The following is a 12,606-nucleotide window of genomic DNA, read 5'->3' as shown; positions in this document are numbered from 1 at the left end:
AATATTTATAAAAAGAGGGAGCCGGTGCAACAGCACCGGCTATTCATTATGAAAAAGAGTGTGTATGAAAAGTGAAGTAATTCACTATTTGCTGGGAGGAACCTTGCTTATCGGATAAGCAAGGCTACCTGACTTACATCAGGTATGAAAAAAAGTTCTATGAAAAATTTTAACTTGTTGCCTTAACTTTGAATTTAGTATATCGGGGAATTGTGACCGCCGTATGCCCTGTTTGTGAGAATTATGTAAATAAAATATGAACAACTACATACTTTGGCAGAAATTAAGAATATCTAAAGAAAAATTTGATTGGTTTGCGGTAGGAAAATGTGTATAATAGAATGGCTATGGTAAAACAAAGTGGAAAACAAGGAGGATTACATGTACGATTGTATCGTGATCGGCGCAGGAATTGCGGGTGCTGTCAGTGCGAGAAAGCTTGCAGAGGAAGCAGGAAAGAAAGTACTGGTTTTAGAGAGACGCAGTCATATCGGAGGTAACTGCTATGATGAGCCGGATGAACATGGAATATTAATACATAATTATGGACCACATATTTTTCATACAGGAATAGAAGAAGTATATCAGTATCTCTCAAGATTTACGGACTGGTATGCATTCGGACATGAGGTGGTAGCAAAGGTCGGGGATCGTCTGATCCCGGTTCCGTTTAATTTAAATACGCTTCATATGGTATATGAAAAGGAAAAAGCAGATGCATTAGAGCAGAAACTGATTGCTGCATACGGAGAGGGAAGCCGCGTGCCGATCATGAAACTGCGGGAAAATGAAGATCCGGACATCCGCGAGATCGCACAGTTTGTGTACGAAAATGTATTTTTAAAATATACCATGAAGCAGTGGGGACAAAAACCGGAGGATATCAGCCCGGAAGTGACAGGCCGTGTGCCGGTGCTGGTTTCTTATGACAACCGCTATTTTCAGGACAAATATCAGGGAGTGCCGAAGGAAGGTTTCACACCGATGTTTGAGCGCATGTTAGACCATGAGAACATCACGGTTGAGACAGGTGTTGACTGTAAAGAGAGATTGCGTTTTGAAGAAAATCAGATTTATTTTGATGGAACACCGTTTGACGGAGAGGTTATCTATACGGGCGCACTGGATGAGTTGTTTGACTGTCAGTTTGGAAGGCTTCCATATCGTTCCTTAAGATTTGACTTTGAACATTATGAGAAAGAATCTTATCAGGGACACAGCGTGGTCAATTACACGGTCAGTGAGGATTTTACAAGAATCACAGAGTTTAAGTATCTGACCGGACAAAAGAACACGGACGGAACCACAATCGTGAAAGAGTATCCGTTTGCCTACACAGGAGCGGAGGGAGAAATTCCTTACTATGCGATATTAGAGCCAAAGAACCAGGAACTCTATGAAAAATATCATGCGCTTGCAGGTGGACTGCCACATTTTTATCTGCTCGGACGACTGGCAGAATACAAATACTATAATATCGATGCGATGACGAAAAAAGCGATGGAACTTGCTGATGCGATCATGGCAGAAAATACAAAAAGATAATCGGAGGATTCATATATGAAATTACTGACATTTGCGATCCCGTGTTACAATTCACAGGATTACATGGAAAACTGTATCAAATCCCTGCTGCCGGGTGGCGATGATGTTGAGATCCTGATCATTGATGATGGGTCAAAAGATAGCACCGGTGACATAGCAGATGCCTATGAGAAGAAATATCCGGGAATCATCCGTGCAATCCATCAGGTAAATGGAGGACACGGAGAGGCTGTCAATGCTGGAATCCGCAATGCGACAGGACTTTATTTTAAAGTGGTAGACAGCGATGACTGGGTAGATGAGGAGGCTTATAAGAAGATTTTAGATAAACTTCGTGAGCTGACCGGCGGCAATCAGACCCTGGATATGTTTATTGCCAATTATGTATATGAAAAAGAAGGTGCGCATCATAAAAAAGTGATGCACTACACGAACCTGCCCCAAAATCAGATTTTTACCTGGAATGATGTGTCACGTTTCAGAAAGGGTCAGTACATTTTGATGCATTCTGTGATTTATCGTACAAAACTGCTGCGTGAATGTGGATTAGAGCTGCCGAAACATACATTTTATGTGGATAATATTTATGTGTACAAACCATTACCAAGTGTAAAAACACTGTATTATATGGATGTAGATTTTTACCGTTACTTTATTGGCAGGGAAGATCAGTCGGTCAATGAGAAAGTGATGATCAGCCGTATCGACCAGCAGATCAATGTAAATAAGATTATGGTAGATGAATTTGATCTCTGGAAGATTCCAAACCGAAAACTGCGTCATTACATGTTTAATTATCTGGAAATCATCACGGTCATTTCCACGATTATGTTGATCCGCTCCGGCACTGAGGAAAATCTTCTGAAAAAACGTGAACTATGGAAATATATTAAGGATCACGACATCCGTTTATTCCATCATCTGCGCGCCGGAATTATGGGAAATGCAATGAATCTGCCGGGCAAGGGAGGCAGAAAGATTTCGGTTGCGGCATATCGACTGTCACAGAAAGTGGTCGGATTTAATTAAGAGGTAGTGAGAGTATGAGTGAAGAAAATAACTGGAATTATGGAAATGATGAGCCGAATGTAAATCAGGGAAATCCTGTCAGCCTGGAGAAAAGTACGACTGATGGTACAGCAGGTGTAAATTTAGAGAAGACTGTGACCGGAAATGAAGAGCGTGTAAATTCAGAAAAGACTATGACAGACAATCCGTATTATACAAATACGTCATATGGAAACGGCAATACAAATTATAATTACGGACAGTCAAATGACAGTGCAGGTTATAACTATGGACAGTCAAACGGAAGTACAGAATATAATTACGGACAACCGGCTGGCAGGTATGGAAGTAATAAGTCAGAAAGTGAAGGCTTTGGTATTGCGTCGTTAGTACTTGGAATCATTACGGTTTTGCTGTTCTGTACCTGTATCAGCTGGATCACCGGTATTCTTGCGATTATTTTTGGTATCATACAGCTTGTAAAAGGAAACAAAAAAGGAATGGCGATCGTTGGTTTGATCACAGGTGGAATCGGTTTTGCAGCATCGATTATTCTGTATATCCTGATTTTTTTTACAGGACTTGGATCTTATAGCAGCTATAATGACATCTATGATCATATTTACGATGATATCTATGATGATATTGAAGACAGTATGGATGACGGAACGATATAATAAGACTGCCGAGCGAAGCGAGTGTAGATCACGATCATGATATAGAAATTTTTAATGGAGAGGGTTATGGAAGAGTTATTGACAGTCAGTGGATTATCCAAGACATTTCACTTGTCAAAAAAACAGCAGAAATTAGAAAAGACAACGGAAAAAGTTAAGGTTGCGGTGGATGATCTTTCCTTTTGTACTTACAGGGGGGAAGTTTTTGGATTATTAGGGCCCAATGGAGCGGGAAAGACAACAACGCTTCGCATGTTAGCAACGCTGATCAAACCGGATAAAGGTGATGCTCTGATTGACGGAAGCAGTATTGTGACAGATCCGAACGGTGTTCGGAAAAAGATCGGATTTCTGACGAGTGAATTAAAACTGGAAGAATTTTTTACTCCGAACTATCTGTTTGATTTTTTCTCAGAATTATACGGTGTCGATCAGGCAGAGCGGGATGAGAGAAAACGTATCCTGTTTCAGAAATTTGGTGTGGATGAGTTTGCGGAAGTGAAGGTTGCAAATCTCTCCACTGGTATGAAACAAAAAGTATCCCTGATCATTTCACTGGTGCATGATCCGCAGATCATTATTTTTGATGAGCCGACAAACGGACTTGATGTTATCACGGCGAAGGTTGTGACCGATTTTCTGCAGGAATTGAAAGCAGAAGGAAAAACGATCATTGTATCAACACATATTTTTTCACTGATCGAAAAGATCTGCGACCGTGTCGGCATTATCATCAACGGAAAAATGGTTTTGTGTGACACGCTTTCCCATGTGACGGCGGAAATGCCACTTGAGGATAAGTTCTTTGAAATCTATCGGGAAACGGCAGGTGAGATAGTATGAGTAAAAAAATGATTGCAATCATGAAAAAAGAGTTTGCCCGCTTTTTCGGAGATAAGAGACTGGTGTTTACCACAATTTTAATGCCGGGGCTTATGATCTATATTTTGTATACGCTTCTGGGGCAGGGAATTATGAAGCAGTTTGCCGCTTCGGAGGATTATGTATATCAGATCTATACGGTGGATCTGCCGGAGGCGTTTTCTTATTTAAAGACAGAGTCTGATCTGGAAGTGACGGAAATTACAGTAGAAAAAGAGTCTGATGTCTTAGAAAAGATCGAGGCGGAGGAAGCAGATCTTTTGATGGTGTTCCAGTCGGATTTTGATGCGGCTGTCGCTGCATATGATCCGTTAGATACCACGCAGGCAGCACCGGATATCAACATGTACTATAATTCAGTTTCGACGGAATCGTCGACGATCTACAATCAGATGTATCAGGTTTTTGATGATTATGAATCTTCTCTGGCAAATAAGTTTGATATCAATGCCGAAGAAGGTGTGAAATATGATGTTGCAACGGAAAAAGATACTTCTGCACAGCTTTTTTCCATGCTTCTGCCGATGCTTTTGATGTCATTTTTATTCAGTGGCTGTATGGCGGTTGCCCCGGAATCCATCGTCGGGGAAAAGGAGCGCGGAACGATCGCAACGCTGCTTGTCACACCGATGAAACGCAGCGAGCTTGCCGTCGGAAAAGTCTTAAGTCTGAGTGTCATCGGACTTTTGGGCGGAGTTTCCAGCTTTATCGGCACGATGCTGGCACTTCCGAATCTGATGGGCGGTGCGGCGCTTGAGGATGACAGTATGACGGGTGCGATGAGCGCTGCAGTTTACAGTGGAACGGATTATGTACTGTTGTTATTTGTCATTTTAAGTACGGTTCTGGTAATTATCGGTGCAATCTCCCTGATGTCCGGCCTGGCAAAGAGCGTCAAAGAGGCAGGAACGATGGTTTCGCCTCTGATGATCGTCGTCATGCTGATCGGTGTGTCGACGATGTTCGGGGATGGTGCGCCGAAGGAGGTTTACTGGTATCTGATCCCGTTTTATAACAGTGTACAGTGTATGAATGGAATTTTTTCCTTTGATCTTGTGCCTGTTAATTTTGTGGTAACAATCGTGGCAAACCTTTTGTATGCACTGGTTATGACGGCCGGGTTAGCAAAGATTTTTGACAGCGAGAAGATTATGTATAGTTGAGTGGGAACAGGATATGGGGCAGTTAGTGTGAAAAATAAGATTTTTCACACGCAAGATTTGTGCTTACGCACAAACTTGAGATGCGCAAAAAACAGCGCAGGAATAGAGATTATCAAGGAAGTGGTAACTGCCTTTTTGGTAGAAAATAGTATGTATAAAAGCCACAACACCAGTCATATATTACAAATAAGAGAAAAGCAAACGGTTCAGGGGCGTTGTGATAGAAAAATTGCTTTTATTTATGAGAGAGGTTCATAATAAAAAAATACATAGTTATCCGAAAGATGTTCTGATCGCCGCAGTTATTTTCGCGGCAGCAGTCTGTCAGTGGGGCGGAAATCATGGAAAGGCGGCAGAAACCGTTTCTTTTGCGGCACTGGAAGATATCGCAGAAAAAAAGGTGGCGATCACTTTTGATGATGGCCCAAATCCGGATTATACAGAAGAACTTCTTACGGGGTTAAAAGAACGTGGTGTAAATGCCACGTTTTTTTTGCTGGGAAAAGAGGTTGAAAAATATCCGGAGATTGTAAAAGACATCTCTGACGGCGGTCATCTGATCGGCACACACTCTTACGAACATGTCAACTTAAGCAACCTTTCCGATGCGGCGGCGATCGAGCAGGTGGATAAGACAAACGCGGCTATCTATGATATCACCGGGAAATACCCGGAGTACATAAGACCACCGTATGGCTGCTGGAAATGTAATCTGGATTATGAGACAAAAATGATCGAGGTGCTGTGGGACGTTGATCCGAAAGACTGGGCGACGGACAATTCCGGGGTGATCGCAAAAAGAGTGATCGACAAGGTCGGGGAAAATGATATCATTCTGCTTCACGATGCGTCGGAATCTTCGGTGAAAGCGGCATTTGCGATCATTGATGAACTGGGAAAAGAGGGGTATACGTTTGTGACGGTGGAGGAGATTCTGATGGAGTGAAAAATTATGCATCTGCGGAGCAAATTATTATTTTCCGGGCAGGAGAGGTCAGTATTCGTCATTTCATTGGAATGCCTCTCATTTTAGCGGAACGGACTGGGATGAACCTGCAGAACGAGGAAACGTGAAAAAAAATTTTTTTTATGAAACTTTTTTCACTATTATTTTATCTAAATAAATGAAACTTACAAATGATAAGTAATAAGAACACGCAGGAGGATATTCAGAATGAGAAAAAAAACAATTTATGTATTAGCAACGGTAATGTGTATGTCCATATTTACAGCATGTGGAAGCACGAATCGTGCTGATTCCGGAAATGAAGTGCAGCAGGAAGTACAGGCAGAGGATAATATGCAGAAAGAACAGCAGGCTGGTGCAGAGGGTAACGCTGAAACAGAGATACAGACTGAATCTGTACCGGAAAATACAGCTGAAGCGGTAACAGGCGAAGAGAAAACACTGAATGGAACGGTGGACGAGATCAAAGATTTTATGTTTATTGTGACAGATGATAGTGGTGCTTCCTATGAATTAAGTTTTGATGCAAAACCACAGGGATTGGAAAATGTTTCTGTTGGAGATAAAGTAAAAGTAACATATACCGGGGAACTTTCAGAAGTGGATGCATTTTCGGGAACAATTGTTTCAGTTGAAAAGCAATAAGTAAAGTAATAAGTAAAGTAATAAGTAAAGTAATAAGTAAAGCCATGTGATACATATAGAAAATGTATCATATGGTTTTTTACTTTTTTACGGTTATGTGGAAAACGACTGGTGAAATATGATATACTTATCGCGAATGATGTTGAGACCGAAAGAGCTGGAAAAGATCAGAAAGAAGATTTCAGTAGAAAATGACGAATTAGATTGTCTTACAGCGATGTGTTACATGGGGACTGGAAAATATAGTAAGGCAAATTCTATGCTGGAAAAAATTGGAAAAAGACGCAACGGGCAGTTACCCATTTGCGTCTTTTTCTATAGAAGAGCAATGAAACAACAGGAAACAGATACAATGGAGGAAGAGAAGATGAAAAAAAGAGCAAAAAAGATAGTAGCATTATTTTTAACAGCTGGTATTCTGTTATCAGGGACAGCTGCGTGTTCTAATGTAGAAGGCATGCATCTTTCAGGATCGACAAGGGAATTGAATGTAACGAAAGAAGATACTGGAAAATCCGGAGATAATGTTCAGATGCTGCCATCGGATGAAAAATCAGACAAAATATTTGCGGACAGTTATGCTGATTTTGCAATAAAGGCTTTTCAAAATAGCTATGAAGCTGGAAAAAATACAATGATATCACCATATTCCGTGATAAATGCGCTTGCCATGACTGCAAACGGAGCATCAGGCGAGACTTTGGAACAGATGGAGAGTGTACTTTGCGGTACGGCAGACTGCTCGCTTGATCTTCTCAATCGGGAGCTGCAGCGTCTGCAAAGTTCCATGCCAAAGGAAAAAAATAATCATTTATATACAGCGAATTCTATCTGGTACAAAGATTCTGATGAGAACTTTGTACCGGCAGATGATTTTCTGAAGTTAAACGCTGAATTTTATCAGGCAGATATCTTTGCCTCGGCTTTTGATAAAAAAACGACAAAGGATATCAATCGCTGGATCGACCGGCGCACGGATGGAATGATCAAAGATATCATGGATCAGATACCGCCATATGCTATTATGTATCTTGTAAATGCAGTGGCATTTGAGGGGGAGTGGAAGGACCCGTATGAAAAGGAACAGGTGCATGATGCTGATTTTTATGATATTGATGGTAATCATTCAACAGTATCAATGATGTATTCGGAGGAATATTCTTTTCTGAAGGAAGAGCATGCCGTTGGATTTATCAAGCCGTATAAAGAAGGCTTTGACTTTGTTGCACTGCTTCCGGATGAGAATATGGATATCAGAGATTATATCAGTCAGATGAATGGAGAAACTTTTCTAAAGACAATTGCTCAGGCAAATGATACAATAGTGCAAACAGGTATGCCAAAGTTTAAGGCGGAGACGCAGAAAGAATTAGCGGAAGTTTTAGACAGAATGGGAATGCATGATGCATTTGATGAGAAATTAGCAGATTTTTCACAGATGGGGAATTGTAAAAATGGGGATAATCTGTATATCAGCCGGGTATTGCACCGGACAAAGATTGAAGTGAATGAACTTGGTACAAAGGCCGGGGCGGCAACAGTTGTGGAAGTGGAAACAATGGGGTGTCTGGAGGCAGTGGAAAATGTTGTGCTGGACAGGCCATTTGTCTATGCGATCATAGACAGGGAGAATGGGATACCTGTTTTTATTGGTGCGGCAGATGCTCTGTAAAATCATAACAGAACAGGATAAACATTACAGGAGGATATAATTCGGATCGTGGGGCAGTTTTTAGAGGATGAAAAGATTATTGAGTTATACTGGGTCAGAGATCAGAGGGCAATTACATGCTCACAGCAGAAATACGGAGCATATTGTCACAAGATAGCACAGAATGTACTGCACAATGAAAGTGATTGTGAAGAGTGTATGAATGATACATGGTTCCGGGCGTGGAATTCCATGCCGACAGAGCGGCCGGGGATATTGCAGGCGTTTTTAGGAGCGATTACAAGAAATCTATCCTTAGACCGCTACCGGAAAAATCATTCGAAAAAGCGTGGAGAGGGTGAAATTTCTTACATATATGAAGAGATGCAGGACTGTATTTCCGGTGAAAATATGGAGTTACATGTGGAAAATATGGAACTTGCGGAGATGATTAACCGTTTTCTGGCTGGGATGAAGACAGAAAACCGCAGGATCTTTGTGCGGAGGTACTGGTATTTTGACAGTATAGCTGAAATCGCAAAGAGATTCTCCGTCAGTGAGAGCAAGGTAAAATCGTCTCTGATGCGTTCAAGGGAAAGTTTACGGAAATGTCTTGCTCAGGAAGGAATCGAGGTGTGAGCAGTGAAAGCAGATGATCTGATTGATGCATTCGGGCATATTGATCCAAAGTATGTTTCAGATGCGGAAGTTGAGATAAAATCAAAATCACGGATGAAGCGGATGTTTTATGTTATAAGAGAAAAAATCCCTTTAGAGAAGGAACAGCCTGCGCATATCACTATTTCGGCGGCGATGTGTATGACAGCATTTGTGCTGATCATCGGTGCAGGAATGTTTTATGGAAGGATCAGGAATGGATATTCAGGAAACAAAAATAACTCTGTGGATACGGTTTTCAATGATTATGATGGTATGTATGGAAGTACAGCAGCCGGATCAGCGGATGAGGCAGGGGTGGAAAAAGCAGAAGAGGATACCGGTCTGATCTTTAATGAGATTCGCGAAATGGAAAGTATAGCCTATGATGTAGCAGAACCGTATCAGATTGTTTCTTATGATGCAGCAGGGCTGGAAGAATATTTTGGAACAAAGATCTGTCCGACTTCCATTCCGGATGGATTCATTCTGTCGGATGGTGTTTATCATGTTGGATATGATAAAGCAGGAGAAGCAGTGGATGATAATAATAGTCTGATCTATTCGGATGAAAGTGGAGAACGTACATTGAAAATCGGAGTTCGTACAACGGAATCCGGGATCGTGACAAGATTTACAGATACACATTTAGCCACGTCTCTGGTGCATGGGATTACGGTCACAGCGGGATGTTATCCGATCGGGCAGACTGGCGGGTATAGTTATGTCGCTGTTTTTGAAAAAGATGGAGTTATATTTACCATAGAAAGTTCCGGTCTTACAGAGCAAAGATTTATCACAGTGATAGGAGAACTGACGGAATAGACAGATATGTTATGAAACAGAAGATTTAAAATAGGGTCTTGTCTGATAAAAATTCTAATGTCTTTTCTACAGGTTAAAAAATGAAGTTAAAAGAGATTGAGATTCCAAGACACTTATGATAGTATAAAAATAATTGTGAAGACACGAGAGAATCAGGTGCAAACAATCGATATTAAGGAAGTTAAACAGGAGGTCGTAGATAAAATGGAACAGTACAAGCAGGAATTTATCGAGTTTATGGTTGAGAGTGATGTGCTCAAATTTGGAGAGTTTACATTAAAGAGTGGACGCAAATCCCCATTTTTTATGAATGCAGGAGCTTATGTGACAGGTTCACAGTTAATGCGTCTTGGTGAGTATTACGCAAAGGCGATCCATGAGAAGTATGGAGATGATTTTGATGTATTATTCGGACCGGCATACAAGGGAATCCCGATCAGTGTTGTAACAGCAGTTGCATTCAGCAAATTGTATGGAAAAGAAGTCCGTTACTGTTCGGATAGAAAAGAAGAAAAAGACCACGGAGCAGATAAGGGAAGTTTCCTTGGAAGCAGTTTAAAAGATGGTGACCGTGTTGTCATGATCGAGGATGTTACAACATCCGGTAAATCCATGGAGGAGACAGTTCCGAAAGTAAGAGGAGCTGCAAATGTTGAGATCGTTGGCCTGATGGTTTCTTTAAACCGTATGGAAATGGGACTTGGCGGTAAAATGAGTGCACTTGATGAAATCCGGGAAACTTATGGTTTTCCGACAAATGCGATTGTAACAATGGAAGAGGTCGTAGAACATCTTTACAATAAGGAGTGTCAGGGCAAAATTGTCATTAATGATGAGATAAAAAAAGCAATTGATGCATACTATGAACAGTATGGATGTAAATAATGCGATGGATGACAGAAAAAAAAGACGCCGGCTGATTGCCGGCGTATTGTTCACTGTTTATTTTGCGGTGTTGTTTTATTTCTTATTCTTTTCAGAAAAAATGGGACGGACTTACAGTGAGAGAGCATATCACTATAATCTTGTGCCATTAAAAGAAATCATGCGTTTCATACGTTATCGAAAAGTTCTCGGTACTTATGCAGTGGTTTTAAACCTTGTGGGAAATATCATTGCATTCATGCCATTTGGAACTTTTTTGCCAATCTACTATGAACGGTGCAGAAAACTGCGGTATACGGTGCTTTACAGCTTTGAATTGAGTCTTGTTGTGGAAATACTGCAGCTTGTGTTCAAGGTCGGAAGTCTTGATGTAGATGACCTGATCTTAAATACGATTGGCGGACTGTTTGGATTTCTTGTTTATGAACTGGTAAAACAGTTTATACGAAAAACGACAGAGCGAAAAAAGCATGATGATTAAGAAGGTTATGATTAAATTTCCAGGCAGGTGCCGCCTTTTACTTCTATCACAGTATCTCCGTCAATTTCAAGCCAGACACTGATGGCATTCGGATTGTAGACTCTTCTGCAGTCTGCTGAGAAAATCAGACGTCTGGCGGCATCCATATAATCAATGATCTCGATGTTGGTTGCATACCAGATATCATTTCTGCCGCCCATATAGGCACAGAAATCTTCAATGACATTCCAGTTATCATGATTGTCAAATTCATAACTGTGTCCCCAGACATACATTAATTTTAAATATTGTTTTTTCTTGAATTCTGCAAAAAATTCAGCTTTTTCCATCAGATCCGGTGCATCATGATGACAGGTCGGATGCCATTCAAGAGGGTCGGTTGGAAGTGTAAAGTCAGCTGCCGGTTCTACGACGCGGGCATATGCAATGCCAAGCTGGCGGAATAACTGTTTGATTTCTTCATTGTAAGATCCGTTTGGATAAGCATGTCCGCGGATGATGCGGCCGGTGATCTGCTCTAAGCCTTTGCGGTCAGCTAAAATTTCTTCGGCAACTTCCGTCATTGGACAGCGTGCAATGGTCGGGTGGGTCATGGTATGGGTTGCGATTTCATGTCCGGCGTAAAGTTCATTGATCCGTGAACTTTTGATGCGCGGCGGAATGAGACCTTCTTTATCGATCATTCCGTAATTTAAATTAAAAGTTCCCCGTATACCATAGCGGTTAAAAATGGAAACAAGGCGCTCATCCTGAATTTTGCCGTCATCGTAGCTCATAGTCAGTGCTTTCGCCTTTCCTTCCGGGAAACATACATAAACTTTCATTGATAAAATCCTCCTGCAGGTTACATGGTAATTACTTTTAAAATCAATTGTTATAGTAAACGCTTTTTACCTGGAGTGCAAGGACAATGTGACTTTTTCCTTTTAAATATCCCATAAACTGTGATATACTATATTTCGGTGGAATACTTACCAACATATGGATATGATCTGGCATTAAGTGTCCTTCTATTATTTCCACACCTTTATACTTACACAATGCTTTGATAATATCTCTGATATCTTCTTTGTACTGATTGTATATTACTTTTCTTCTGTATTTTGGTGTGAATACAATATGATATTTGCACATCCATTTTGTATGTGCCATAGAATTTGTTTGATTTGCCATTAAAATCACCTTTCCTTTCGTTAAATAGTAGCCTGAACAACTCTATT

At 40.9% G+C, this 12,606-nt stretch carries 15 protein-coding genes and 1 pseudogene; 14 read left to right on the top strand and 2 right to left on the bottom strand.

Features of this window, described 5'->3' with window-relative positions:
- Nucleotides 1-381: 381 nt before the first annotated feature.
- The 14 genes from glf (at nt 382) to RIL182_RS16105 (ending at nt 11,386) form a co-directional block, all read left to right on the top strand.
- Nucleotides 382-1,545 carry a UDP-galactopyranose mutase gene (gene glf, locus RIL182_RS16165; RefSeq protein WP_055194038.1) on the top strand — a complete coding sequence of 388 codons (1,164 nt, stop codon included), beginning with the start codon at nt 382-384 and terminating at the stop codon, nt 1,543-1,545.
- 15 nt (nt 1,546-1,560) lie between these two features.
- Nucleotides 1,561-2,574, top strand: a complete 1,014-nt coding sequence (locus RIL182_RS16160; RefSeq protein ID WP_006855852.1) for a glycosyltransferase family 2 protein — start codon at nt 1,561-1,563, stop codon at nt 2,572-2,574.
- Nucleotides 2,575-2,588: 14 nt separating this feature from the next.
- Nucleotides 2,589-3,230: a DUF4190 domain-containing protein gene (locus tag RIL182_RS16155; protein WP_006855851.1), complete on the top strand. Its 642-nt coding sequence runs from the start codon at nt 2,589-2,591 to the stop codon at nt 3,228-3,230.
- 66 nt (nt 3,231-3,296) lie between these two features.
- Nucleotides 3,297-4,073 carry an ABC transporter ATP-binding protein gene (locus RIL182_RS16150; RefSeq protein WP_022112481.1) on the top strand — a complete coding sequence of 259 codons (777 nt, stop codon included), beginning with the start codon at nt 3,297-3,299 and terminating at the stop codon, nt 4,071-4,073.
- Nucleotides 4,070-5,275 carry an ABC transporter permease gene (locus tag RIL182_RS16145; protein WP_006855849.1) on the top strand — a complete coding sequence of 402 codons (1,206 nt, stop codon included), beginning with the start codon at nt 4,070-4,072 and terminating at the stop codon, nt 5,273-5,275. The genes RIL182_RS16150 and RIL182_RS16145 overlap by 4 nt, the downstream gene beginning before the upstream one ends.
- 27 nt (nt 5,276-5,302) lie before the next feature.
- Nucleotides 5,303-5,533: a hypothetical protein gene (locus RIL182_RS16140; protein ID WP_167535096.1), complete on the top strand. Its 231-nt coding sequence runs from the start codon at nt 5,303-5,305 to the stop codon at nt 5,531-5,533.
- Nucleotides 5,517-6,221 (top strand): polysaccharide deacetylase family protein, encoded by a 705-nt coding sequence (locus tag RIL182_RS16135; protein WP_006855847.1) that lies wholly within the window; start codon nt 5,517-5,519, stop codon nt 6,219-6,221. Before RIL182_RS16140 ends, RIL182_RS16135 begins: the two co-directional genes overlap by 17 nt.
- Nucleotides 6,218-6,349 carry a hypothetical protein gene (locus RIL182_RS21995; protein ID WP_006855846.1) on the top strand — a complete coding sequence of 44 codons (132 nt, stop codon included), beginning with the start codon at nt 6,218-6,220 and terminating at the stop codon, nt 6,347-6,349. Before RIL182_RS16135 ends, RIL182_RS21995 begins: the two co-directional genes overlap by 4 nt.
- A 100-nt stretch (nt 6,350-6,449) precedes the next feature.
- The gene (locus RIL182_RS16130) at nt 6,450-6,887 is read left to right on the top strand and encodes a hypothetical protein (RefSeq protein WP_006855845.1); all 438 of its coding nucleotides are present in this window, start codon (nt 6,450-6,452) and stop codon (nt 6,885-6,887) included.
- Between the two features lie 367 nt (nt 6,888-7,254).
- Nucleotides 7,255-8,559 carry a serpin family protein gene (locus RIL182_RS16125; protein WP_242655471.1) on the top strand — a complete coding sequence of 435 codons (1,305 nt, stop codon included), beginning with the start codon at nt 7,255-7,257 and terminating at the stop codon, nt 8,557-8,559.
- Between the two features lie 48 nt (nt 8,560-8,607).
- Nucleotides 8,608-9,177 carry an RNA polymerase sigma factor gene (locus RIL182_RS16120; protein ID WP_006855843.1) on the top strand — a complete coding sequence of 190 codons (570 nt, stop codon included), beginning with the start codon at nt 8,608-8,610 and terminating at the stop codon, nt 9,175-9,177.
- Between the two features lie 3 nt (nt 9,178-9,180).
- Entirely contained in the window at nt 9,181-10,020 is an 840-nt protein-coding gene (locus RIL182_RS16115; protein ID WP_006855842.1) for a hypothetical protein, read from the top strand.
- Between the two features lie 204 nt (nt 10,021-10,224).
- Entirely contained in the window at nt 10,225-10,905 is a 681-nt protein-coding gene (pyrE, locus tag RIL182_RS16110) for an orotate phosphoribosyltransferase (RefSeq protein ID WP_015559808.1), read from the top strand.
- Complete coding sequence (locus RIL182_RS16105) at nt 10,883-11,386, top strand: VanZ family protein (protein ID WP_015521189.1); 504 nt, start codon at nt 10,883-10,885, stop codon at nt 11,384-11,386. Before pyrE ends, RIL182_RS16105 begins: the two co-directional genes overlap by 23 nt.
- A gap of 11 nt (nt 11,387-11,397) precedes the next feature.
- On the opposite strand, the gene RIL182_RS16100 is transcribed toward RIL182_RS16105, so the two are convergent.
- Both RIL182_RS16100 and tnpA read right to left on the bottom strand, forming a co-directional pair.
- A complete protein-coding gene (locus RIL182_RS16100) occupies nt 11,398-12,210 on the bottom strand; it encodes a polysaccharide deacetylase family protein (RefSeq protein ID WP_006855839.1) in 813 nt (270 codons plus the stop codon).
- A gap of 79 nt (nt 12,211-12,289) precedes the next feature.
- Nucleotides 12,290-12,559, bottom strand: a pseudogene (gene tnpA / locus RIL182_RS16095) (IS200/IS605 family transposase); the annotation flags it as partial.
- Between the last annotated feature and the right edge of the window lie 47 nt (nt 12,560-12,606).

Origin of the sequence: Roseburia intestinalis L1-82 (assembly GCF_900537995.1) — a bacterium.
Classification (GTDB): domain Bacteria; phylum Bacillota; class Clostridia; order Lachnospirales; family Lachnospiraceae; genus Roseburia; species Roseburia intestinalis.
Note: the sequence above shows the minus strand (reverse complement) of the source record. Positions and strands in the feature narration are given on the sequence as shown.